The organism is Gellertiella sp. DMC107 (assembly GCF_056313605.1).
In genome coordinates, this window is record NZ_JBQUZZ010000001.1 from 449,865 (window position 1) to 472,634 (window position 22,770).

The following is a 22,770-nucleotide window of genomic DNA, read 5'->3' on the forward strand; positions in this document are numbered from 1 at the left end:
AGGCTTGCTATCGAGACGAGCCATGGATTGAATGCGGGACGTTTTAAAAGCTGCGCATAAAGGCCACGCATGAGCAATCGCCCCTTTTCAGTCATCGAAAATCAGTGGATTACACTGGCCGACGGAACACGCCTCTCCGCCCGGATCTGGCTGCCCGACGATGCGGAGGATCATCCGGTTCCCGCCGTCTTCGAGTTCCTGCCCTATCGAAAGCGCGACGGAACCGCGCCGCGGGACGAATCCACCTATCCCGTCTTCGCCGCCGCCGGCATTGCCGGCGTGCGTGTGGATATTCGTGGCTCGGGAGAGAGCGAAGGGGTGATCGATGGCGAATATACCCCGCTGGAGCTTGCCAATGCCTGCGAACTGATCGCCTGGATCGCCGCTCGCCCCTGGTGCAACGGGTCGGTGGGGATGATGGGAATTTCCTGGGGTGGCTTCAACAGCCTCCAGGTCGCCGCGATGCGCCCGCCAGCTCTCAAGGCCATCATATCCATCGCTTCGACCGTCGACCGCTATAACGACGACATTCACTACAAGAACGGCTGCCATCTGTCGGCACAGCTTTCCTGGGCCGCCACCATGCTGGCCTATCAATCCCGCTCGCCGGACCCGGCTCTGGTCGGCGATAGCTGGCGCGACATGTGGCTGCATCGCCTGCAGAACGAACCCTTCTTTCTGGAAGAATGGTTGCAGCACCAGCGCCGCGACAGTTTCTGGGAACACGGATCCGTCTGCGAAGCCTTTGAAAAGATCGAGATCCCCACGCTGGTGATTGCCGGCTGGGCAGATGGCTACCGCAACACGCCCATCAAGGCGATCGAGGGGCTGGGCTCGAAGGCAAAGGCCCTCATTGGTCCCTGGGTCCACAAATATCCGCACTTCGCCTATCCGAAGCCGCGCGCTGATTTTCATGGCGAGGCAATTGCCTGGTGGAATCGGTGGCTGCGGGGCGAGCAGACGGGGGTTGAGCACTGGCCGCAAATGCGCGCCTATATTCTCGATGGCCCGAAACCTGCGGTACGGCGTGACGCCGATCCGGGTTTCTGGATTTCCAAGGACAGCTGGTCGAAGCCGGACCTGCAGCTCCTCCATATCGACAGCAACGGCCGGCTGAGCGAAGGCCCGGCCCTTGGCAATGCGGAACGACCGGTCTTTCTGAAGTCTCCGCTCGATACCGGCACCATGTCCGGCGAATTCTTCACGCTGAAGCCCGACGCCGAAATGGCGGGCGACCAGCGGCTGGACGATGCCGGCTCGCTCGTCTTCGAAACGCCGGAGCTGGAAGAAGACGCGGATTATCTGGGTGAGCCTGTGCTGACTTTCCGGGTTTCCACCAAATCGGGCCTCGCCAACGTGGCGGCACGGATCGTCGACATCCATCCGGACGGCACCGCGACCCGGGTGAGCTTCGGTGTGCTGAACCTCGCACATCGCGCGTCCAGTGCAAAGCCGGAGACCATGCCGAATGGCGAATTCGTCGAGGTGCGAATGGTGCTGGATGCCTGCGGCTATCGCTTCCGCCGCGGTCACCGCATCCGCCTGTCCCTATCCAGCGCCTACTGGCCGATGATCCTGCCGCCGCCGTCCGATCCGGGCCTTACATTCGACCAGGGCTCCCTGAGCATCGGTCTTCCGCTCCTCGGCAGCCATCGGCGCATTACGGTGAAGGAGCCGGATAATCCCGATCCTCTGCCCAAATACATCAGCCGCACGCCCTCAGCCACGCAGCGGGGCGTCTATCGGGATCTCACCCGCAACCGCACCGAATATCGCATTCTGGAAGATACCGGCCTCAACGAACACCCGCAAACCGGTCTGGCGACCCGGGAATGCCGACGCGAAACCTGGGCGATTGCCCCCGATGATCCGCTGTCTGCATCCGGCAACTGCCACTGGACGACGGAAGCCCGGCGACCGGGTTGGTCGGTGCGGACCGAATGCCGGGCCTCCCTGCGCGCCACCGCCACTGACTGGCTGATGTCAGCCCGCGTGACCGCCTTCGAGGATGACAAGCAGGTATACGAGAAGTCCTGGGAAAAGAAGATCGCCCGCGATTTCATGTGATCCGGTTCACGGGGTGGCGGAGGACAGGCCGAGCAGCACGGCCAGCGCGCGCTCCGCATCCCGCTCCGGGACGAAGATATGGTCATGATAGAAGCCAGCCATCACGTTGGCACTGATGCCGGCCTCGGTCAGCGCGGCCGAGAAGGCGGCTGTCAGACCGACCGCCTCAAGGGCCGAATGCACGGTCAGCGTGATCTGGCGCATCGGGCCGGACGTCGACAGGCCGGCGGCTTCGGCCCGACCCCGGGCGACCACGACTGTCAGCCCTTCGACTTCCCGGAACTGGGCAAGCGGCTGCAGGCGCGGCAAGAGCGCGATTTCCTCGCCGTCTCCGAGACAGGCAAAGACGAAAACCCCGTCCTGAAGAACCGGGCGCATTCCCTTGAGAAGATTCGCTAGATCGGTTTCTCCGCCCACGACACCACTCCGCTCCACGACCGATCACCCAGTTAGTTTCTTCGCCAGATCAGATATTTACGGGATTATCCGGAATCAATTCGCAAACGGGCTGAATCAAATTGTGAAGCAGTGCGTCCGCCCTTCATATCCCACTTCAAACGCCCTCTTCAATCGATTACATCTTGCTGTGATCCAAGGAGGAGCAACCCATGTCTGAGCCGATGTCCGATACCTTGCCCTGGGCCAGCCGTCACGCGCACCGCGCCTGGCTGATGGAGCAGGCGGCGCGCCTGTGGACCTTCTTCGGTGCCCGGACAATCAATCCGTCCGGAGGTTTTTTCGAATGCGATGCGCAGGGCGAAGTCAAGCGTGACCCGTCGGCGACCTGCGGCGTCCACATGAGCGCCCGCATGGTCCACTGCTCGGTCATCGGTGAATTGATGGGCCGTCCGGGCCATCAGGACATGATCGATCATGGCATGGCGACCATCTGGAACCGCCACCGCGATCCGGTCGCCGGCGGCTATCACTGGGCAATCGGGGGAAGCGGCCCCGCGGATACGACGAAGCAGGGCTATGGCCACGCCTTCGTGTTGCTCGCGGCCTCCTCGGCCAGCCTCGTGGGCCATCCGCTTGCGACCTCCATGCTGGCGGATGTGACGGAAATCCTGAACACCCGGTTCTGGGAAGAGGCGCATGGCGCGATTGCGGAAGAGTTCACCAGCGACTGGGGTCCTCTGGGGCCCTATCGCGGCCAGAACTCCAACATGCATCTGACGGAAGCCCTCATGGCCGCCTACGAGGCCACCGGTGAGCGGGACTATCTGTCCAAGGCCGAACGCATCGCGGAGCTGATCATCCGCTGCCACGCCCAGGCGTGCGGCTATCGCCTTCCCGAACACTTTACCGAAAACTGGCAGGTGGAGGAAGCCTATAGCGGCCATGAGATGTTCCGTCCCTCCGGCACGACGCCGGGCCATTCGTTGGAATGGGCTCGCCTGCTGCTGCAATTATGGGCGCTGACGGGCAAGGATCGCGACTGGATGGCCGAGGCGGCACGGGCCTTGTTTTTCCAGTCCATGTCGCTGGGCTGGGACCGGGATCATGGCGGCTTCTACTACACGCTCGATTGGGAAAACCGCCCATCCCGTCCGGCGAAACTGTGGTGGCCACTGTGCGAAGGGGCCGGCGCAGCCGCCTTCCTCAATGCGCATTTCCCCGGTGACTTCCATGAGCAGAGCTACCGCCGGATCTGGAACCGCATTGCCGGTTCCTTCATCGACAACGAAAAGGGTGGCTGGCACGAGCAACTGAGTGCCGATCTGAAACCCGAATACACGCTCTTCACCGGCAAGGCAGATATCTACCACGCCCTTCAGGCCTGCCTGATCCCGCTCTATCCCGCCGAAGGCAGCCTTACCCGGGTCATCCTGCAGGAAAACCGGGCCTGAGGCTTAGCCTCACGGTTCCGGCATGCGGAAATCCAGTGGATCCTCTTTGAGGTAAATGGCCAGCGCCTCGACCACGAGCGCATGATCCTCCCGTTGCGGCAAGCCGGAAACCGTGATCGCGCCGATCACGCCCGTCTTGCGCACATGGATGGGAAAGCTGCCGCCATGCGGGGCGAAATCCGCCGGCGAAAGCCCCCATTTCTGCTCGACCGACTGGCCCTGCCGCTGCAATTGCAGCCCAACCGCATAGCTGCTCGTGAGGAACCGCAGGACCAGATTGCGCTTGCGCCGGACCCAGTTGGCATTATCGGCGCTCGTACCGGGCAGCGCCGCATAGAAAGCCGGCATGGAATGCAGCGTGATGTCGATCACCACGCCGAGTTTGCGGCTGGAAGCCATTTTCTGCAGCAGCGACCCGACCTCCCAGGCCGTGTCGAGGTTGAAGTAATCGAAGTGAAGCGCCGCCTCCTGCCGCGCAATGCATTCCAGGTCCCTCTCGATGGTCATCGTCCCGCCTCCCTGCTTTTGGTCAGCATGGCCGACCCGGCCGCGAAGCGAAAGGGCTTCCGATGAATTTTGACGTGGAAAGCCTGCACTTACGTGCCGCAGAAGGTCCGGTAATTCGTCCAGTCTGACGAGGGCGGAAGGGCGTAGTCCTCCATGCCGGCCTGCGCCTCATAGGGACGCTTCAGGAGTTCGCGCAAAGTGTTGAACAGATCGAAACTGCCTTCGGCCGCCGCGGCCAGAGCGGTTTCCACCTGATGATTGCGCGGGATATAGAGCGGATTGACGCGGTCCATCCGCCCTGCCCGTTCTTCCGCCGAGGCGGGCTCCAGCCCCTGCCGCGCCTCGTATCGGGAAAGCCAGGCCCGGATGTCGCCGCTCTCGGAAAACAGCGCTTCGACAGCGCCGAAATCGCCGCCCTTGCGGGTCGCCTCGCCCAACTGCCGGAAGGTGAGCGTGTAATCCGCGCGGCCCTGATGCATGGCCTTGAGGAGATCGCGGGCCAGGGCCGCATCGCCTTCCTCTTCACGCTCGAGGCCCAGCTTTGCTCGCATCACCGCCAGCATCCCGCTTGCAAACTGGGGCGAGAAGCGTCTGAGCGCCTCCGTGGCGAGCGACACCGCCCGCTCCTCATCGGGATCGAGCACGGGAAGCAGCGCTTCGGCGAGACGCGCCAGATTCCACTCCGCCACCGCCCCCTGATTGGCAAAGGCATAGCGGCTACCGGTATCGATGGACGAAAAGCGCGCGGCCGGATCATAGGCATCGATGAAGGCGCAAGGGCCATAGTCGATGGTCTCGCCCGAAATCGACATGTTATCGGTGTTCATCACGCCATGCACGAAGCCTACGCGCATCCACGCCGCCACCAGCCGCGCCTGCCGGGCGACGACGCCTTCGAAAAGCGCAAGGGCCGGATTTTCGGCCTCTGCGAGGTCCGGATAATGCCGGCGGAGGGCATGCTCAACCAGCACATGCAGGCCCTCCCGGTCCTGGCGGGCCGCCAGAAACTGGAAGGTCCCGATGCGGATATGGCTGGAGGCGACCCGGGTGAGCACCGCCCCCTGAAGCACGCTTTCCCGGTAAACGGGATCTCCGGTCAGGACAGCGGCCAGCGCACGGGTGGTCGGAACATGCAGCGCATGCATGGCCTCCGAAACGAGAAACTCCCGAAGCACCGGCCCGAGGGCTGCCCGCCCGTCGCCGCCGCGCGAAAACAATGTCCGTCCCGCGCCCTTCAGCTGGAGATCGAGGCGGCGACCATCCGGCGTCACGATCTCGCCGAGAAGGACGGCCCGCCCATCGCCCAGTTGCGGCGAAAACCCGCCAAACTGATGGCCGGCATAGGCGGTCGCGATCGGCTGCGCGCCCTCCGGCAGGCGGTTGCCGGAAAATATGTTCGCCAGCCCGTCGGGTGTTTCCCCGGAAAGATCGAGCCCCATCTCCCCGGCCAGTTCCGAATTCAGCGCCACCAGACGGGGCGCAGAGGCGGGAGAAGGCGCGGTTTGCGCATAGAAGCGCTGCGGCAGCCGCGCATAGGAATTGTCGAAACGGAAAGCCGTGCCATTCTCGGTCTGCATAAGCCTTACCCTTCCGCCAGACGCCTCTTTTGCGCATATAGGCCCGATGTCCCAGGCTGAAAAGAGCATGTCCGTATCCGCTCGCCCCAAAGGCAAAACGCAAAAGCGCCGCTCGCTGGTACGAGCGGCGCTTCAATGAGCAAGGATGAAAAGTGTCAGGCGGCGCCGCGCCAGCCGCCGGCCTGCCGCTGGCCGGTATCGCCGGATTTCGGCCCGCCGAGCCGGAAATGGGCGATCATGTCGCGTAGCGACGTGACTTCCTGCGACAGCGTGGCGCTGGCGGCATTCGCCTCTTCCACCATGGCCGCATTCTTCTGGGTGACCTGGTCCATCTGGTTGACGGCGGTGTTCACCTCGGCAAGGCCGATGGATTGTTCGCGCGAGGAGGTAGCGATGGCTTCCATATGGGTGGTTACCTGCGCGATGATCTCGTCGATCGTCTGCAGGGCATCGCCGGTTTCCCGCACCAGTTTCACACCGCTTTCCACTTCCGCATTAGAAGCCTGGATCAACTCCTTGATTTCCTTGGCCGCCTTGGCGGATCGCTGGGCAAGTTCGCGAACCTCCTGTGCAACGACGGCGAAACCTTTGCCCGCCTCGCCGGCACGTGCCGCCTCGACGCCCGCATTGAGCGCCAGCAGGTTGGTCTGGAAGGCGATTTCGTCGATCACCGAGATGATGTTGGAAATCTGGTTGGACGACCCCTCGATACGACCCATGGCTTCCACCGCCCGGGCAACGATGGCGCCCGACTGCTGGGTGCTGCGATTGGCCTGCTGGGTGACGCCGCGGGCCTCCTGAACCCGTTTCTCCGCATTGGAAACATTGCTGGTGATCTGGTCGAGCGCGGCAGCCGTCTCCTCCAGCGAAGCAGCCTGTTGCTCGGTGCGACGGGACAGGTCATCGGCGCTCTGGCTGATCTCCTGCGATCCGTTGCCGATCTGCTCGGTCGCGCGGGCCACGGCCAGCAGCGTCCGACGGAGCTGCGTGACGGCGGAATTGAGATCGTGGCGAAGCGGTTCGAATTCCGGCGAGAAAGGCTGGTCGATCTGAAAGGCGAGATCGCCATCGGAAAGACGCTTGAGACCGGAGGCCAGGGCCGTCGTGGCCTCGCGAAGCCGCTGTTCGGCCGCCTGCTCGGCAGCCTCCGTCAGGCGGATACGCTCCGCATCGCTGCGGGACCGGTTTTCCTCCGCCTCCGCTTCGAGCTTGACCTCCCGAATGGCGGACTGCCGGAAGCCTTCAAGCGAGCGCGCCATGTCCCCGATTTCGTCGGCACGCTCCTGCCAGAGCACGTTCAGATCGAGATCGCCCCGGGATACCTTCTCCATGGCGGACTGCAGACCGACGATGCCACTGACGAACCGGCGGTAAAGCACGAGGCCGGAAGCGACGAGTGCCATTGCGAGCAAGACGACGCTGCCGATCATGCCGTTCCAGTAGAAGGCAGCCGCCGCACCCGCATCCGAAATGCCATCCTGCAAGCGCTTGTCGAGCTGCACGTAGAACCGGTCGATGGGCTGCATGATCTGCGCCTTGAACTTGTGATAGTCCGGCGAGTTCAGCATCTGGATCGCCTTCATCTGCGAGGCGGCCTTGGTTTCAGCGTTTGAATCTTCCACCAGCTTCATCGCTTCCACCTCGATGTTCACGAGGCCGTCGGAATTCTTTTTGGCTTCCTCCAGCAGACCCATTTCCGCCGATGTAAAGCCAGCCTCGGTCATCAGGTCGAGAAGCGCGGCCGACTTGCCGTCCGGACGGGGCTTTTCGATGCCGCCCGCGACAAAGTCCCAGTAGACACGGTTGTATTCTTCCGGACGAGGCGCCTTGCCATTCCGGATATCCAGGACGGCATTATACTGGTCCTTGTAACGGCTGTCGCCCGTCGCTGCATAGGTGCGGACGAGGCGCGTCAGATCGTCGGACGATTGGCGCAGTTCGTCTGCCAGCAGGTATGACCGGTAGCGGTTCGCATAGGCGTCCTGAAGTCGTTCCCCACTGTTGCTGTAAAGACTGATGGAGGCAAAGAGCCCTCCGGTCGCCAGAACGACCGCCCCCGACAGGCCCAAGAAAATCTGCTTAATCCGCATTTCGTCCTCTCTTGCATTTCGGCGCTGCAGAAAAGCGGAACCCCCGTATGGTCACGGCTTCTCCTTGCGGCAAGACACGCCTTGCACGCTGCAGACTCGAATTTTGTTGGATGGAGGCCTCATGCCCCGAATGCCGCCAGATTGGGCAGCCCATGCACAAGATTTCACCACCGTTTGGTTTACATCCCATTAAAGAAAAAATGATCCAAATATAAGGATATAAACCAATAGATGCATTTCTCCGTCATCCACATCCTGAGATGACAAAACTACAACTTTGCGCGGCAGCGACGCGCAGAGATGAGAACGAACAAAACTTTTCAGTGCATGATCCGCGGAACGGGGCATCGGGGGATCTCGGGATGGCAGCGGCCGGCGGCGACAGCGCCCGCGTGATACGGGCGCTATCGCTGCAGCGCCCCCGCCTCAACCGTTTCGTTTCAGTGCAACAAGGACAAGCAGCGCCGCGCCGGATCCGGCGAGAAAGGTCAGGCGGAAGCCCGAGGAGACGCCCCCTTCCACTCCCATCCATGCAATGCCATCCACGCCCATCGAGAATAGGGCCGGCATCGCGGCGGCACCGGTGACGAGGCCGAGATTGCGGGAAAGGGCGATCAAGGCGGCGACGACCCCTTTCTGCTCGCCCCGCGCCCGTGCCATCACACCGGTATTGTTGGCAGCCTGGAACAGCGCGTAGCTGGAGGCCAGCAACAGGAGCGCCGCAACATAGCCGGCAATGCCGATCATTCCCGGCAGAAGCCCGAGCGCTGCCGACCCGGCAGCGACCCCGAACAAGGCGAAACCGGCGGACCGGGCTGGACCGACCCGATCGACCAGCCGCCCCGCAGGAAGCCCGGTCAGGGCCGACACGATCGGCCCCACGGACATGACGGCCCCCATCTGCACGACCGACAACCCAAGTTCGTCCTTGAGGTAGAAAGGGCCAACCACAAGCGTCGCCATCAGGATGACAGAGACGCAAGCGAGAGCGAGTAGGGCCACACCCACGCCGGGCATCAGCAGAAGCCGCAATTCGACGAGCGGCGCCTTCACCCGTCTTTCCACTACGACGAACCCGACGAGCGCCAGACAGGCCAGAAGCAAGAGCAAGCCGTTGCCATGCGCCACGGCCTCCTGATGGAACGCCAAGGCGAGCGCATAGGCGGAAACCGCGATGATCAGGAGCAGATTTCCCATGAGGTCGAAGCCCTGGCGATCGGCAACGAGACGGTCAGCGGGCAGCACCATCGCGCAGTAGACGCCGGCAATCATGCCCGCCCCCGCCATCAGCAGATAGACAGCGTGCCAGCTGGCCAGACCCAGCAACATCCCGCCCAGCGAGGGTCCCAACGCCGTCCCCACGGCGGAAACGGTCCCGAGCATGCCCATGGCGCGTCCGGTTCGTTCGGCGGGAACGATATCGCTCACGGCTGCCACCGTGAGAGACATCATCGTGGCGGCGCCAATGCCTTGAAGGCCCCGGGCGAGCGCGAGCAGCCGCAGATCGGGCGAAAAGGCCCCGGCAAGTGCCGACAGGGCGAAAAGCCAGATCCCGCCCAGCAATAGGCGGCGGCGGCCGAAACGGTCGCCAAGCCGGCCGACGCTTACCACCAAACCGGTGACGCCCAGCAGATAGGCAATGACCACCCATTGCACATCTCGGATAGAGGCATGGAAAGCCTCCGCCGTTGCGGGCAGCGCGACATTGACGATGCTGATGCCCAGCGAGGGAAGAAACATGGCGACGGACAGCGCCAGAAGCCGCTGCCTCGCCGGAGAAAGAGAAGACGTCATGGAGTGTACCTTTCCGTATCATGAGCCATGACGTTCGATAATCCGCTTGCCACGATTGCGGAACGCGCACCAATTGCACATTATCATTGCGTCTGATGCACTTTCGGAGAAGACCGTGCCCGATCTCAATCTTCTGATCACGCTCGATGCCCTGCTTGCGGAAGAAAGCGTCGCGGGCGCCGCCCGGCGCCTCCGTCTCAGCCCGTCGGCGATGAGCCGCGCGCTGCAACGGCTTCGGGATGTCACGGGCGATCCCATTCTCGTGCGGGCCGGGCGCGGTCTGGTGCCGACGCCCCGCGCGATCGAGCTTCGCGACCGGGTCGGAGCGCTGGTGGAGGCGACCCGATCCATCCTGACGCCCGCAGGAGCACTCGATCCCTTGACCCTGTCCCGGCGCTTCACGCTTCGAACGAGCGAGGGCTTTGTGGAAACATTCGGACCTCGCCTTCTCGCCCTGGCGGAAGCCGCCGCGCCCGGTGTCACGCTCCGGTTCGTGGCAAAACTGGACAAGGACAGTACGCCGCTGCGCGACGGACGCGTCGATGTGGAAACGGGTGTGGTGGACGAGGAGACGGCCCCCGAACTTCTGAGTTTTCCGCTTTTCAAGGATCGCTGGGTCGCCGCTGCTGGACCGTTGCATCCTCAGTCAGGCACGAGCATGGATCTCGATCACTATGCCGCGGCGCGACATGTGCTGGTGATCCGACGGGGTCTCCTGAACCTGATCGACGAGGCGCTGCTGGCAGCCGGCCGGGAGCGTCGCATCGTCACCATCGTCAACGGCTTCTCCGCAGCCCTCTCCCTGGCCCGCCAGACCGATCTGATCGCCACTGTTCCAGAGCAGCATACGCGCGGCCTGAGGAACGACCTCTGGACGGCTCCCCTGCCCTTTTCCATGCCGGAATTCACGGTTTCCATGCTGTGGCATCCAAGGATGGACAGCGATCCCGGCCATATCTGGCTGCGGGGTTTGATCAAGCAGGCCTGCCGGGGAGATCGCCGCCCGGGCCACCCGGCAGCCGCTGCCTGAAACGGCTCAGACTGGCGCCTGGCCTTCCGTCTCAAACACCTGGCGCGCGGCCGACAGCCCGTTCAAGGCCGCCGGAAAGCCCGCATAGACCGCCATCTGCATGATCACCTCCACGATTTCCGCCCGGCTGAGCCCGACATTCAGCCCGGCAGCGATATGGACGCGCAACTGGGGTGCTGCATTCCCCATCGCCGTCAAGGCGGCAATGGTCGCGATTTCACGGGATCTCAGATCGAGACCGGGGCGGCTGTAGATATCGCCGAAAGGAAATTCGAGCAGATAGCGAGCAAAGTCAGGGGCGATATCGGCCAGCGAGGCCACAACTCTTTCGCCGGCCTCGCCATCGATGGCGGCAAGTGCCTTCCTTCCACGCTCCAGGCGGGTTTCGGGGACAGCCCTGTCAGGGGTGTGGTTCATGGGAATCGATCCTCTCTTCTGCGGCGGCATAGCCGGCAATTTTGGTGTCGAGGACGATCAGACAGGCCTGCATCTCGGCCAGGGTGGCCCGGACCTGATCCCGGTGGCGTTCCAGCAAGACCCGACGCTGGGCTTCGGTGGAGGCGCCTGCTTCCCGCAGCGCTGCATAGCGCACCATGTCGCGGATGGGCATACCGGTGGTTTTCAACCGTTCGATGAACTCGATCCACGCAAGGATCGAGGCGTCGTAGTCCCGCTGGCCGGAGCCATTCCTGTCAGCCCGGGGAAGCAACCCGATCCGCTCGTAATAACGGATCGTGTGTGACGACAACCCGGACCGTCTGGACAGTTCCCCGATCCGCACGATGACCTCTCTTTCGTTCGACGCAGCGAAAGGTAGGTGTTCGAGTGCACTCTAAGTCAAGAGGCAAAATGACGGTCGCAGCAGGCCTTGCCAAACGGCCCCTTGCCGGGCCGCCATCCCGGTTGGTATGCATTCGCAAGCCCTGATTTCATCCGCCCCGGCGCGGATGACCACTCCAGATGCGGACGTCCCTCATGCATGCCAAGATCTATCACAACCCCGCCTGCGGCACGTCGCGCAACACGCTGGCCCTCCTGCGCCATGCAGGGATTGAACCGGTCGTCATCGACTACCTGGAAAGCCCGCCATCCGCAGACGAACTTCGCCGCCTGATCGAGGCGGCGGGATTGTCGGTCCGCGAGGCCATCCGGGAAAAGGGAACGCCTTTCGCGACGCTGGGACTGGATGACGAGACCTTGCCGGATGCGGCGTTGATCGAAGCCATGGTCCGGCATCCGATCCTGATCAACCGTCCCTTTGTGGTCACGCCGCTGGGCACCCGCCTTTGCCGCCCGTCCGAAGCGGTGCTGGATATTCTGCCGGCGGGTTGCTTTTCCAGCGCCTTCGTCAAGGAGGATGGTGAACCGGTTCTGGGAGAAGACGGTCAGCGGCTGGCCTGACGAGGCCTCCCAGGCGAAACGGTCTGCCCGCAATCGGGGCAGACCATGCGGCCCGGCTCAGGCGATGAGCGCATTCTTGATCCGCGTTGAGACGGAGCGCTCGAGACCCAGCCGCTTGACGGCCGCCTTGAAGCGACGATCCACGTTCTTGGCGCGGAAATACTTGTAGGTCGGCATATTGAACTGCGCGGCGAAGGCTTCGTCATTTCGTTTGCCGAGAAGATCGAGCTGGGCGCAACGCGCCACGTCCGTGGCTGTCCCGGCTGCCTGATAGCAGCTGTCGACGGCCTCGGAGACACCGGAGATGCCCGTTTCCAGATAGGCGGACTGGAAAAGACCCTGCGCTTCTATGACGGCCTGATGGATCTGGGCGTCGTCGGCGCTGGCCGGGGTGGGTTCGGCGGCACCGGCAGAGACGGGCGCGGCGGCGGCCGCCTGATCGCCCTGACAGATGGCATCCGCAATCCGCCGTGCGCCATCGTTTCCGGACGCACTGCCCGCATGCTTTCCGGCGATCAGATCGAAAACCTGCAAAGCCTTGCCGCTGGCTGCCGGCACCCGGATGACCGCCGCGCAGGGTTTGCGGCTGCCAGCCTTGCTGCGCCATTCCAGTTTGCCGGGAAACACCTTTCCGGCGCTGGGGCTGATCGGGATCAGATCCGCCTCCGAGAGCTGATGCCCCTGCATGGAGGGCAGAAACAGCAGGCCGACGCGCCCTTCCACATATTGAAGGATGGCGCTTGCCCCTCCGGGTCCCTTGCATTTCAGCGTAAACCGGTCATCCCCTTCCTCCAGCGTTCCGCACCCGTCGACATCGGTATAGGTAGAGTTCAATCCGGCTGTACCGGCGAAGCTCTGCCCGGCCGGGAGAACCGTGAGGATCGCGGTGGAGAGAACGGCCAGAAATCCGAGCCGGGTGGAAGCTTTGGTCAAGGCAGTCTGCATGGTGGCACCCCTCATTCGCCGGATCGATCACCTGGTCGTTCCGGCATCACGCGTTTTCGACAGTGGCCCGAAGCTAGGCGCCGCGGCTTAAAGAATGCGCGACCGGCGGTCCGTAAATTTACCCTGCGGCGGGTGCGACGCCGGGAACTGGTTTCAGCGGGCTTAACGAAAAGGGAAGAATGCATGTCTGTCTGGAAACGGCACAACAGGCCGTGGAGACGGAATGGAAACCGCGCCCTCGCGGAATCATCCGAGAGGAACTTCGAACCCGGTCTTGATGCGATCCATGGCAACCAGCGTCCGGAAGCGCTTCACATTGTTGTTGCCGAAAAACAGGCGACGGGTCAGCGCCTCGTAGGCCGCCATATGCGGGACGACGATCACAAGCACGAAATCCGCCTCACCCGTGACGTAGTAACACTGCTGAATCTCGGGCGTACGGGCAAATTCGCGCTTGGCATTTTCGATCTGTTCTGCGGTCTCGCTGATCACCTCGACTTCCACGAACAGGGTAATCGGATGACCGACGGCGGCCGGATCGACCACGGCAACGTTGGCGCGGATCACGCCCGCCTCCGTCATCTTCCTGATCCTGCGCTGGACGGCGGGCGCCGACAGATGAACGGCCTCGCCGATCACCCGTTGCGGAACCATGTTGTCCTTCTGGAGGATCGCCAAAATCTTCCGATCGAAGTCATCGAGCGTCATGAATCGCTTCTCCCGGCACAGTCCGACGAAACAAACTTGCATTTTACAGGCCAATATTCAGCGCACTTTTCGCCGCGCTTGCAATAATTTTCCAGGAACACAGCGGAGGCGACCATGTTCCTGACCAATACCCACCCTCATCATCGCACCAGTCTCGAGCCGGTCGACGCCGACATGCTGGGCATTCCGGCGGCTGCGGAAGTGGAGCGGTTTCTCTCCTTCCGGGACAATCACAGACCGACACCGCTCGTCTCCCTGCCGGGCCTCGCGCGGGACATCGGTATCGGCTCCTTGCATCTCAAGGATGAAGGCCAGCGGCTGGGGCTCGGCAGCTTCAAGGCGCTCGGCGGGTCCTATGCCGTGACCCGGCTGGTTCTGGAAGAAGCGTCCCGGCGGCTCGGACGACCCATCGATATCGCGGATCTCCATGCGCCCGACGTCCAGGCAGTCTCCCGCAGCATGACCTTTGCCTGTGCCACGGATGGCAATCATGGGCGCTCGGTGGCGCAAGGGGCGCAGCTGGTGGGCGCAAAGGCGGCAATTTTCGTCCATGGCGGGGTCAGCGAGGAGCGCGTCGCCGCCATCGCGCGCTTCGGGGCAGACATGGTCCGCGTCGACGGGACCTATGACGAATCCGTTCGCGAAGCCGCACGCGTGGCAACGGAAAACGGCTGGACCATCGTCTCGGACACATCCTGGCCCGGTTATGAGCGCATTCCCGGGCTCGTCATGCAGGGATACACCACCATCGTTCGGGAAGCGTTGCGGGATTTGCCCGAAATGCCCACCCATGTCTTCGTCCAGGCGGGCGTGGGCGGGATCGCCGCGGCGGTCGCCGCCCATTTCGCCCTGCATGCCAAAAACGATCGCCCGGTCTTTACGGTGGTCGAGCCGGCACGGGCCGCATGCTTTTTCGGCACGGCGGCGGCGGGACATCTGGTCGTCATTCCCCACGGTGAACCCACGGTCATGGCCATGCTGGAATGCTATGAGGCCTCGCCGATCGCCTGGCGGGTGCTGTCCCGCGCTGCGGACGCTTTCATGGCAGTGGAGGAAGAGGATGCGATATCCGTGATGAACCGGCTCGCCAATCCGGTCTCCGGAGATCCCGCTGTCGTATCCGGCGAGAGCGGCGGTGTGGGGCTGGCCGGATTGATCCGCGCTGCGGCCGATCCCGTCCAGCGGCAGGCCCTCGGCCTCGGCCCCCACGCCCGGGTTTTTGTCGTCAATACGGAAGGAGCGACCGACCCGGAGAAATACCGCGACATCACCGGCATGACGCCTGAAGCGGTGGCCGCCAGAAACCGGGCGGGCTGACTGCCGCCGCACCATCCCGTCACGGGGCCAAACGCACGCCTTCCCAGCCGTCCTTGCGGCGGCGATAGGCGCAGCGCAGATGCGGTTCGGTGGTCAGATCCAGCATTTCGATGCGCGAAACGAGAATATCGACCGGGGCAAAACGGTCGAACGGCGTATCGTCCCGGCCAGTCGAAGCGGCCGCCAAGGGCTGGCCGTCGGCATCCAGCACGGTGCCCGGCACGAGCGGCGCGTCGAAAAGCACGAGGGTCCGGCCGCCCAGGGTTTCCCAGAGCGCCAATCGCTCCTGCCGGTTTTCCGTAAGCCGCGCCTCGCCCGCTATCCGGATCTGAATCCGGCCGACGGGATCGTAGCCGAGCAGGGAAACTCTCGGCTCGCGCTCGATTTCTGCCACCTTGGGCGAGCGCCTGTCCGTCACGAACGTCACCCGGCCGGAGACAGGATCGCATCCCCTCAGCACGACCGTGCGCAATTCGGGCGCTCCATCCAGTCCCGCCGTGGCCAGTTGCAGGAAATTGAAGGGGGAGCGCGTCCCCGGCGCTGTGACGAGAGGGGCCCAGACGGCGTCGATTGTCGGTATGGTCATGCATCTCCCCTGGCCCATCCTGTCGGACAAGGGGCGAAAGCCCTGCGCTCTCCGGACGGTACTCCTGTCTGGCAGGCAGGCTCGGGGGATGCAAGACCGTTCTGGGTCGCTTCGGGAAATCCTGCACTCTCAGCCCGAAAGGGCACCGGTTCCCTCCCGAACCTCATGGAATTGCGCCTTGAGCCAGACGCAGAAATCCCGCGGGCCGGATCGGCGATCGCCTTCCCGCACCAGTGCATAATACCAGTCCGGCCCCCGAAGCACCGTATCCAGCGGGGCAACCAGCAAACCCGTTTCGAGCAGGGGGCGAAACAGCGTGGGGGACAGCAGAGCCACGCCCTGGCCCGCCAGCGCAGCATTGGCGATCAGATCGAACACGGAATAATCGACCCCGGCGAAGCGAAGACCGGCCGGAACGGCGCATCCGCATCGCGCAAACCACGCGTTCCAGTCGGGATGGGGAAGAAGATCGAAGGATGCGAGATCTTCCGGTTGAACCAGCCTTCGTCCACCCAGCAGCGCCGGCGACAGCATCGGCGTCACGTCCACGGGGGTCAGCGGATATTCGTCCAGTCCCTCCCATCCGCCCCGTCCCGTCCGGATGGCCACGTCGAAATCTTCAGGCCCGCGACAATCGGACGAAATGTCCAGTTCGAGGGCGGCTCCGCACGCCGATCGGTACCCGGGCAGGCGGGGACCCAGCCAACGCGATGCGAAAGTGGGCGGCACCGTTACCCGCAAGGGCTGTAGGGCTGCCTGAAACTCCTTCAGTCCCACCTGAATGTCAGCCAGCGCCTGCCGCACCCTTGCGGCCAAAATCACCGCCGCCGGCGTCGCCACCACACGCCGACCGACGCGGGTAAACAGCGGCTGTCCGAGATCAGCCTCCAGCGACCGGATCCGCAGGCTGACCGCGGCGGGCGTCAGCGCAAGGCGATCCGCGGCGCTGGCAAAGCTGCCGAGGCTCACACAGGTTTCGAAAATGCGCAGGGATTCCAGAGAAGGACGAATGGTAAGTTTTCCTTGTCATACGGGCAAGGAATGCGCGTTTTGCGACAGGACCTGCCCGGGGCACAATCGTTTTCACAGGAAACGATAGGAGTTACCCCATGGCACCGCAATCGGGCAGATCTAGCATGGTCGCCGGCCTTATCGATGTTTTCGCCCAGGCGCCGCTGAGCGGAAATCCGCTGGCGGTCATCGAGAATGCCGATACGCTGTCGGACGATCAGATGCGGCAAATCGCACGCGAATTCAATCAGGCCGAAACCACCTTCATCCTGCGCAGCGACCGCGCCGACCGGAAGCTTCGGTCCTTCACCGCAGCGGGAGCAGAAGTCGGCGGCGCTGGTCACAATGCATTGGGCGCCTGGCTCTGGATGGCGGAAAACGGGCAACTCGGCCCCATCGAAACCCATCGCCTGTTCCGTCAGGAAATCGGCGATGACATTCTGGACATCGAGCTTAGGCCCCTGGACGGCCGAATATCCGGTTTCATGAAGCAATCCGCGCTGAAGCTTGGAAAGACCCTCACCGATCCTGCGCCGCTCGCCGCTGCCCTCGGCCTGGGGCCGGACGATCTGTGCAGCGCGCCGCCGCCGCGGGTAGCGGATACCGGCGTTGCCCATCTGATGGTCCGCCTCACGGACCGCCAAGCGGTGGATCGGGCCGAGCCGGCGTCGAAGGGGCTGCTCAAGGTGCTTGCCGGGCTTTCGGCAGAAGGATGCTATGTCTACGCCTTCGACAGCGCCGATCCCGGACGGGCCTATGCCCGTTTCTTCAATCCCACCGTCGGTTTGTGGGAAGATTCCGCAACAGGCACCGCGGCTGGCCCGCTTGCCGCCTATCTCGCCCGAGAGGGGCTGATTGCCGGCGGCATCGATATCGAGCAGGGCACGAAAATGGGTCGCCGCAGCATTATCCGGGTCGCCCTCACGCCGGACCCGGAAATCTCGGGAACCGGCATCGTCGTCATGCGCGGCATGCTGACCATTTGAGACCGCACGACCGCCCGTCATCCTCCCCTCCACCGCGCCATTCGCCGATCCATCCGGATCGCGGCGTCCCGTTCCAGGAGCACATCATGCTGGATTTCAAACCCTTCACCATTGCCATTGCCGACGAAGCGATCGTCGATCTCAAGAACCGCCTCGCCCGAACCCGCTGGCCGCAGCCGATCGGCACGGATGACTGGTCGCGTGGCCAGCCTTCGAACCTGATACGGCAACTGGCGGACCAGTGGCTCCATGACCATGATTGGCGCCAGGAAGAGAGCGCCCTCAATCGTTATCCGCAGTTCATGACGGACATCGATGGCCAGCCCATCCACTTCCTGCATGTCAGATCGCAGGTTCCCGGCGCATTTCCCCTGATCCTCAGCCATGGTTGGCCCGGCAGTTTCGTGGAATTTCTGGACCTGATCGGACCGCTCACCGATCCGGCAGCCCATGGTCTGGACCCCGCCCTTGCCTTCGATCTCGTCATTCCGTCGCTGCCCGGCTTCGGCTTCTCCAGCCCGATGAAAGAAACAGGGTGGGACAGTGCGCGAACCGCGCGGGCCTGGGACCGGCTGATGAAAGGTCTTGGCTATCGCCGCTATGGTGCGCATGGCGGCGATGCCGGTGCGCTGGTGGGACGGGAGCTGGGCATTCTGGCACCCGAAGGCCTTGTCGGCACCCATCTCTTGCAGATCTTCGCCTTCCCCAACGGGACACCCGGCGAGATGGACACTTTGTCGGACTTCGAAAGGGAGGGGATGGCCAATCTCGCCTCGTTCCAGAAATATTCCGGCTATCAGGCGATCCAGTCCAAGCGACCGGGCACACTCTCCTACGCCCTTCTGGACTCGCCGGTGGGCCAGCTGGCCTGGAATGCTGAACTCTGGTTTGGCTTCGAGGGCCAGGGCGTGGAAGCGGTCGACCGCGGACGCTACCTGACCAACAACGCGCTTTACTGGTTCACCGCAACCGCCGGCTCTGCGGCCAATGTCTATTTCGAGGATAGCGAAACCGGGGCCGGGTATCGGGAATTGCCCAATCCCACGCCGACCGGCGTGGCGGTCTTTCCGCATGATTTCCGCTCGGTTCGAAGCTTTGCGGAGCGCGCGAACCACATCGTGCACTGGACGGAAATGCCGCGGGGTGGCCATTTTGCAGCCATGGATGCCCCCGACCTGCTAGCCGCAGACATCCGTCGTTTCTTCGAGCCCCTGATAGGAGCCTGAACGGGGCGGGCACCGGGCGGCTTGCCCGCCGCTCAGTGTCCGACCGATTTGGAAAACACGTTGATCACCACGACGCCCATGACAATCATGCCAAGCCCGATCATCGCGGGCGTATCCAGGGTTTCCCGATACCAGATCCAGGCAATCGCTGTGATCAGCACGATCCCCATCCCGGACCAGATTGCATAGACGATGCCGGCGGGGATCACCCGCATGGCAAAGGACAGAAGCCAGAATGCCGTGGCATAGCCGATGATGGCTACCAGGCTTGGAACCAGCCGCGTAAAGCTTTCGGAACGGGCCAGCGCCGTCGTCGCCATCACCTCGCACAGAATGGCCAGCATCAGGTAGGCATAGGTCTTGAACATGCTTCCGTATCCGCTTCCGCCGGGCCTGCCTCGGCCCCGTACCGATTCCTCCCGCGCTTTTCCTGCGCAAGGCTACACATTTCCGGCCAGGGGCAACATCGCCTTTTGCGGGCATTCCTGTTCGCAAAGCGGCACCCCTGACCGCGTGGCAGGCGCGGCTTGCGACCCCAATTTGCGCCATTGCAGCGGCAGGCTGGACCTGTATCCTGACCCCGCTATGCAGGCGGCAGACGGGCGCGGAAGGAGAATCGGGTGGAGCTGATCACACAATCGGTCGTCGACGGCGAGGATCGCTTCGATCTGAGCCTCGCCGTGCCCGGGCAAAGCAAGGGCTCGGTCCTGTTTGCGGCCGGCAGGGGCGGCAATCCGGGCCGGCATGCCGGTCTGCTCGCGGCCTTGGCCGCGTCCGGCATGACGGTGGTTGCGCCGCATTTCGACATGCTGCCCTCGTCTGTGCCGACGGCGGAGGCGCTGCGGCTCAGAGCCCGCCGGCTGAACTTTGCGCTTGAGCGGTTCTGCGAGCCCGGCAGTCCGGTAAGCGGCGTCGGCCATTCGATCGGAACGGTGATCCTGCTGGTCATGGCGGGCGCAACGGCAACCACCTTTTCAGGGGAAAGCGTGGCCGGGCCGGCAACTCGTCCTTTCGACGGGCTGGTGCTCTTCACCCCGCCGACAGCCTTTTTCAGGCCACCCGGCGCCCTGGATGCCGTCACGACGCCGCTGCAGGTCTGGGCGGGCGGACGGGACGACATCACCCCGCCTGCCCACGCGCTTTTTCTCCGGCAGGCGCTGGCCGACCGGGTACCGGTCGAGCTTCACGTGGAGGAGGAGGCCGGTCACTTCACCTTCATGAACGATCTGCCGCCGCAAGCAACCGATCCGCACCCGGATCGCCCTGCCTTTCTGGCGACCCTGGCCCGGGATGCAACCCGCTTCCTCATCGCGGCCCATGCCGGACGCGCCCTCCCCGCCGCATAGACCGGCGCCGGCCCAACGGCTTGGAACAGCAAGGCAGCAGCGCCTGCGGAGCGCCCTGCCCCGCAGGCGCGGCCTGACTTAGCTGGCCGCCTTGTAGCCCGCCAGATGGGCATAGCTTGCGACGAAACGGCCGAATTTGTGCGCGCCGCAGGTGACCGGCTGGTAGCGCACCGGATTGTCCGCGCTCACGCAGCTGTCGAGCGGCTTGATCACCGCATCGAAATCCGCGTCGATGAAGAAGGGGATCGAGTAGCGCTGGCGGCCGGACGTGTTCACCACGCGGTGCATGTTGGCGAGATAGACATTGTTCGTCAGGCGCTGGATGAGGTCTCCGATGTTGATGACGAAGGTGCCGGGGATCGGCGTACCCTCGATCCAGTCGCCATCGCGGTTCATCACCTGGAGGCCGCCCACGTCGTCCTGGGCGAGGATCGTCAGGTTGCCGTAATCGGTATGCGCGCCGATGCCGATGATGTCTTCGCCGACATAGCCGGTCTGCGGCGGATAGTGCAGCAGGCGCTGGATGCTGATCGGGTTCGTCATCAGCTGTGCGAAATGGTTTTCAGGCAGGTCCAGGCTGAGGGCGATCCCCTTCAGCAACTCTTTGGACAGCGTCACCATCTTCTCGTGATAGCCGTAAACCAGCTCCTGAAACTCGGGAAAGGCAACAGGCCACTGGTTCGGGCCGAAGAAGGGGCCTTCGAGCGTCGCGCGCTCCGGCCCGAGATCGAAGCATTCCTTGAGGTCGCGCGTCTTGCCGGGATCGGTATTTTCGCCGAAGGGCTCGATATAGCCACGCAATGCGACGTCGGAATGGCTGACATGCAGCTTCATCTTTTCGTCCATGGGAAGCGCGAAGAAGCGCCGGGTGACATCGAAGACGGAATCCACGAAGTCCTTCGAAACGCCGTGGTTCTTGACATACACGAACCCGGCGTTCGACAGCGCCCAGCGGATCTGCCTGGCGACAGACATCTTGTCACTGCCATCGAGCAGCGGTGCGATATCGATAACGGGGATACGGTCGAAGCTCTCGCGCTTGGCGCGCAGCTTGTCATCCAGTTTTGCAACGAGGTCGATAGACATTTTCCACCCATAGTGTCCGGTTGAACCCGACCCGAGGTTGCTATCAACGCCGCAATCCGACAACGGCAATAAATTTTCGGAGAGATTAGATGAACTAAACTCTAGATCGCCTCGCCCAGGCAATGGCGCGCGACCCAGTCGGCAAAGAGCCGTGCCTTCTGCGATGCGCGGGGATGAACCTTGAGGCAGAACGGCACCGGCGACGGCATGCGTTCGGGAACGAGCGGCAAGAGCCGCCCTTCCCTGATCAACTTCCCCGCCAATCCATCCCAACCGAGCACGGCGCCCATGCCATCCTGGGCGGCCTGCAGGGCAATCATGTAATTGTTCACCCGGAAGCCCGCATCGCGCGATGGCTCCTGCCCGAAATGGGCAAACCATTCATCCCATGTGGTCCAGTCCGTTTCTTCCGTGTCGAGATGCACCAGCGGTGCACGCGCAAGATCACCGATCGAGCGGATGCCATGCCGGTCGGCAAAACCGGGGGCGGCCAGGGCAACGATATGGTCCTTGAACAGGGGAAGGATGGCTGCGTCCGCATCAGGCTTCTCGCTGCCATAATGGATGCTGAGATCGCAGCGGTGCACCCGATCCGGCACATCGCTGACCGTCTGGGAAACGGTGATCTTCGGATAGACCTTCCAGAAGGCCGAGATCTTCGGCGTAAGCCACAGCGAGCTGACGGCGGTGGTGGCCCGGATCGTCACATCGACGGCGTCTTGCCGATCCCGGGTCCGGATGACGGCATCGGACATGCTTTCGAAGCTGCGCTGGATGGTGACGAAAAGCAACGCTCCCTTTTCGGTAAGGTCCACGCCCCGGCTGCGCCGCATGAAGAGAGCACAGCCAAGATCCGCCTCGAGCGCCTTGATCTGGTGGCTGATGGCAGCCGGCGTGACGTTCAGCTCCTCCGCCGCGCGGCGAAAGCTCAACCGTCTGGCCGCCGCCTCGAAACAGATCAGCGCCGTCATGGACGAAAAGTCGTAGGGGCTCGGCATGACATGTCCTTCCTCGGGGCCTATGGGAGAGGAAAGCAGATGGAGCGGCGATCGATCAAGTCCTTCGAGCGATTATCTCATCTTATCGATCCGGCAGGTCCAGGGCCTGCCCGTCACAGGCTTCGACTTCAAGACTGTCCAGATCGACGCCTTCCAGGCAGCGGACATTGACACTGTACCCGTCCGGCTTCATCGGCCAGTGCCCTGTCTTCTCGGCGCAAGGGCGTCAGTCGCTCATTCTTGTG

General features: G+C 63.3%; 22 protein-coding genes. 8 read left to right on the plus strand and 14 right to left on the minus strand.

All coding sequences use genetic code 11. The annotated features are described in order from the left end of the window. Window positions 1-69: 69 nt before the first annotated feature. On the plus strand, window positions 70-2,067 hold the full coding sequence (locus ACT54B_RS02030; protein ID WP_476042495.1) for a CocE/NonD family hydrolase: 1,998 nt from the start codon (window positions 70-72) through the stop codon (window positions 2,065-2,067). A gap of 6 nt (window positions 2,068-2,073) precedes the next feature. Here ACT54B_RS02030 and ACT54B_RS02035 read toward each other — a convergent pair whose 3' ends face one another. Beyond that, window positions 2,074-2,484: an ACT domain-containing protein gene (locus tag ACT54B_RS02035; RefSeq protein ID WP_476042496.1), complete on the minus strand. Its 411-nt coding sequence runs from the start codon at window positions 2,482-2,484 to the stop codon at window positions 2,074-2,076. Window positions 2,485-2,675: 191 nt separating this feature from the next. On the opposite strand from ACT54B_RS02035, the gene ACT54B_RS02040 reads away from it, so the two are divergent. Continuing rightward, window positions 2,676-3,917, plus strand: coding sequence for an AGE family epimerase/isomerase (locus ACT54B_RS02040; protein WP_476042498.1), 1,242 nt, complete (start codon window positions 2,676-2,678; stop codon window positions 3,915-3,917). A 9-nt stretch (window positions 3,918-3,926) separates the two neighbouring features. Here ACT54B_RS02040 and ACT54B_RS02045 read toward each other — a convergent pair whose 3' ends face one another. The 4 genes from ACT54B_RS02045 to ACT54B_RS02060 form a co-directional block, all read right to left on the minus strand. Further along, window positions 3,927-4,424 carry a heme-degrading domain-containing protein gene (locus ACT54B_RS02045; protein WP_476042500.1) on the minus strand — a complete coding sequence of 166 codons (498 nt, stop codon included), beginning with the start codon at window positions 4,422-4,424 and terminating at the stop codon, window positions 3,927-3,929. Between the two features lie 89 nt (window positions 4,425-4,513). Beyond that, window positions 4,514-6,001 (minus strand): protein adenylyltransferase SelO, encoded by a 1,488-nt coding sequence (locus ACT54B_RS02050; RefSeq protein WP_476042502.1) that lies wholly within the window; start codon window positions 5,999-6,001, stop codon window positions 4,514-4,516. Between the two features lie 155 nt (window positions 6,002-6,156). Beyond that, window positions 6,157-8,091, minus strand: a complete 1,935-nt coding sequence (locus ACT54B_RS02055) for a methyl-accepting chemotaxis protein (protein WP_476042504.1) — start codon at window positions 8,089-8,091, stop codon at window positions 6,157-6,159. 426 nt (window positions 8,092-8,517) lie between these two features. Next, window positions 8,518-9,885 carry an MFS transporter gene (locus tag ACT54B_RS02060; RefSeq protein ID WP_476042506.1) on the minus strand — a complete coding sequence of 456 codons (1,368 nt, stop codon included), beginning with the start codon at window positions 9,883-9,885 and terminating at the stop codon, window positions 8,518-8,520. 115 nt (window positions 9,886-10,000) lie between these two features. Here ACT54B_RS02060 and ACT54B_RS02065 point away from each other — a divergent pair, with 115 nt between their 5' ends. Further along, window positions 10,001-10,915, plus strand: coding sequence for a LysR family transcriptional regulator (locus ACT54B_RS02065; RefSeq protein WP_476042508.1), 915 nt, complete (start codon window positions 10,001-10,003; stop codon window positions 10,913-10,915). Window positions 10,916-10,921: 6 nt separating this feature from the next. On the opposite strand, the gene ACT54B_RS02070 is transcribed toward ACT54B_RS02065, so the two are convergent. After that, complete coding sequence (locus ACT54B_RS02070; RefSeq protein ID WP_476042510.1) at window positions 10,922-11,332, minus strand: carboxymuconolactone decarboxylase family protein; 411 nt, start codon at window positions 11,330-11,332, stop codon at window positions 10,922-10,924. After that, window positions 11,316-11,696: a MerR family transcriptional regulator gene (locus ACT54B_RS02075; RefSeq protein ID WP_476042512.1), complete on the minus strand. Its 381-nt coding sequence runs from the start codon at window positions 11,694-11,696 to the stop codon at window positions 11,316-11,318. Before ACT54B_RS02075 ends, ACT54B_RS02070 begins: the two co-directional genes overlap by 17 nt. A gap of 194 nt (window positions 11,697-11,890) precedes the next feature. Here ACT54B_RS02075 and arsC point away from each other — a divergent pair, with 194 nt between their 5' ends. Further along, window positions 11,891-12,316, plus strand: coding sequence for an arsenate reductase (glutaredoxin) (gene arsC, locus ACT54B_RS02080; RefSeq protein ID WP_476043470.1), 426 nt, complete (start codon window positions 11,891-11,893; stop codon window positions 12,314-12,316). 57 nt (window positions 12,317-12,373) lie between these two features. On the opposite strand, the gene ACT54B_RS02085 is transcribed toward arsC, so the two are convergent. Both ACT54B_RS02085 and ACT54B_RS02090 read right to left on the minus strand, forming a co-directional pair. Beyond that, the gene (locus ACT54B_RS02085; protein WP_476042513.1) at window positions 12,374-13,261 is read right to left on the minus strand and encodes a hypothetical protein; all 888 of its coding nucleotides are present in this window, start codon (window positions 13,259-13,261) and stop codon (window positions 12,374-12,376) included. 246 nt (window positions 13,262-13,507) lie between these two features. Beyond that, on the minus strand, window positions 13,508-13,969 hold the full coding sequence (locus ACT54B_RS02090; RefSeq protein WP_476042514.1) for an Lrp/AsnC family transcriptional regulator: 462 nt from the start codon (window positions 13,967-13,969) through the stop codon (window positions 13,508-13,510). 114 nt (window positions 13,970-14,083) lie between these two features. On the opposite strand from ACT54B_RS02090, the gene ACT54B_RS02095 reads away from it, so the two are divergent. After that, a complete protein-coding gene (locus ACT54B_RS02095) occupies window positions 14,084-15,286 on the plus strand; it encodes a diaminopropionate ammonia-lyase (RefSeq protein WP_476042515.1) in 1,203 nt (400 codons plus the stop codon). 19 nt (window positions 15,287-15,305) lie between these two features. Here ACT54B_RS02095 and ACT54B_RS02100 read toward each other — a convergent pair whose 3' ends face one another. Beyond that, window positions 15,306-15,872 carry a pyridoxamine 5'-phosphate oxidase family protein gene (locus tag ACT54B_RS02100; protein ID WP_476042517.1) on the minus strand — a complete coding sequence of 189 codons (567 nt, stop codon included), beginning with the start codon at window positions 15,870-15,872 and terminating at the stop codon, window positions 15,306-15,308. A gap of 129 nt (window positions 15,873-16,001) precedes the next feature. Next, a complete protein-coding gene (locus tag ACT54B_RS02105; protein WP_476043471.1) occupies window positions 16,002-16,883 on the minus strand; it encodes a LysR family transcriptional regulator in 882 nt (293 codons plus the stop codon). A 98-nt stretch (window positions 16,884-16,981) separates the two neighbouring features. Here ACT54B_RS02105 and ACT54B_RS02110 point away from each other — a divergent pair, with 98 nt between their 5' ends. Beyond that, on the plus strand, window positions 16,982-17,869 hold the full coding sequence (locus tag ACT54B_RS02110) for a PhzF family phenazine biosynthesis protein (RefSeq protein WP_476042519.1): 888 nt from the start codon (window positions 16,982-16,984) through the stop codon (window positions 17,867-17,869). 86 nt (window positions 17,870-17,955) lie between these two features. After that, a complete protein-coding gene (locus tag ACT54B_RS02115; RefSeq protein WP_476042521.1) occupies window positions 17,956-19,095 on the plus strand; it encodes an epoxide hydrolase family protein in 1,140 nt (379 codons plus the stop codon). A 32-nt stretch (window positions 19,096-19,127) separates the two neighbouring features. Here ACT54B_RS02115 and ACT54B_RS02120 read toward each other — a convergent pair whose 3' ends face one another. Further along, window positions 19,128-19,463 carry a DMT family transporter gene (locus ACT54B_RS02120; protein WP_476042523.1) on the minus strand — a complete coding sequence of 112 codons (336 nt, stop codon included), beginning with the start codon at window positions 19,461-19,463 and terminating at the stop codon, window positions 19,128-19,130. 252 nt (window positions 19,464-19,715) lie between these two features. Between ACT54B_RS02120 and ACT54B_RS02125 the strand changes: the two genes are divergently transcribed. Further along, a complete protein-coding gene (locus ACT54B_RS02125; RefSeq protein WP_476042524.1) occupies window positions 19,716-20,441 on the plus strand; it encodes an alpha/beta hydrolase in 726 nt (241 codons plus the stop codon). A gap of 78 nt (window positions 20,442-20,519) precedes the next feature. On the opposite strand, the gene ACT54B_RS02130 is transcribed toward ACT54B_RS02125, so the two are convergent. Further along, window positions 20,520-21,527: an isopenicillin N synthase family dioxygenase gene (locus ACT54B_RS02130; RefSeq protein WP_476042526.1), complete on the minus strand. Its 1,008-nt coding sequence runs from the start codon at window positions 21,525-21,527 to the stop codon at window positions 20,520-20,522. A 101-nt stretch (window positions 21,528-21,628) separates the two neighbouring features. Next, window positions 21,629-22,525, minus strand: coding sequence for a LysR substrate-binding domain-containing protein (locus ACT54B_RS02135; RefSeq protein WP_476042528.1), 897 nt, complete (start codon window positions 22,523-22,525; stop codon window positions 21,629-21,631). Window positions 22,526-22,770: the final 245 nt, after the last annotated feature.

Coding starts and splice junctions, on each gene's coding strand:
- ACT54B_RS02100 (WP_476042517.1), bottom strand. CDS start 15,872: ATGACCATACCGACAATCGACGCCGTCTGGGCCCCTCTCGTCACAGCG.
- ACT54B_RS02135 (WP_476042528.1), bottom strand. CDS start 22,525: ATGCCGAGCCCCTACGACTTTTCGTCCATGACGGCGCTGATCTGTTTC.
- ACT54B_RS02085 (WP_476042513.1), bottom strand. CDS start 13,261: ATGCAGACTGCCTTGACCAAAGCTTCCACCCGGCTCGGATTTCTGGCC.
- ACT54B_RS02130 (WP_476042526.1), bottom strand. CDS start 21,527: ATGTCTATCGACCTCGTTGCAAAACTGGATGACAAGCTGCGCGCCAAG.
- ACT54B_RS02055 (WP_476042504.1), bottom strand. CDS start 8,091: ATGCGGATTAAGCAGATTTTCTTGGGCCTGTCGGGGGCGGTCGTTCTG.
- ACT54B_RS02050 (WP_476042502.1), bottom strand. CDS start 6,001: ATGCAGACCGAGAATGGCACGGCTTTCCGTTTCGACAATTCCTATGCG.
- ACT54B_RS02040 (WP_476042498.1), top strand. CDS start 2,676: ATGTCTGAGCCGATGTCCGATACCTTGCCCTGGGCCAGCCGTCACGCG.
- ACT54B_RS02110 (WP_476042519.1), top strand. CDS start 16,982: ATGGCACCGCAATCGGGCAGATCTAGCATGGTCGCCGGCCTTATCGAT.
- ACT54B_RS02070 (WP_476042510.1), bottom strand. CDS start 11,332: ATGAACCACACCCCTGACAGGGCTGTCCCCGAAACCCGCCTGGAGCGT.
- ACT54B_RS02045 (WP_476042500.1), bottom strand. CDS start 4,424: ATGACCATCGAGAGGGACCTGGAATGCATTGCGCGGCAGGAGGCGGCG.
- ACT54B_RS02030 (WP_476042495.1), top strand. CDS start 70: ATGAGCAATCGCCCCTTTTCAGTCATCGAAAATCAGTGGATTACACTG.
- ACT54B_RS02120 (WP_476042523.1), bottom strand. CDS start 19,463: ATGTTCAAGACCTATGCCTACCTGATGCTGGCCATTCTGTGCGAGGTG.
- ACT54B_RS02090 (WP_476042514.1), bottom strand. CDS start 13,969: ATGACGCTCGATGACTTCGATCGGAAGATTTTGGCGATCCTCCAGAAG.
- arsC (WP_476043470.1), top strand. CDS start 11,891: ATGCATGCCAAGATCTATCACAACCCCGCCTGCGGCACGTCGCGCAAC.
- ACT54B_RS02115 (WP_476042521.1), top strand. CDS start 17,956: ATGCTGGATTTCAAACCCTTCACCATTGCCATTGCCGACGAAGCGATC.
- ACT54B_RS02095 (WP_476042515.1), top strand. CDS start 14,084: ATGTTCCTGACCAATACCCACCCTCATCATCGCACCAGTCTCGAGCCG.
- ACT54B_RS02060 (WP_476042506.1), bottom strand. CDS start 9,885: ATGACGTCTTCTCTTTCTCCGGCGAGGCAGCGGCTTCTGGCGCTGTCC.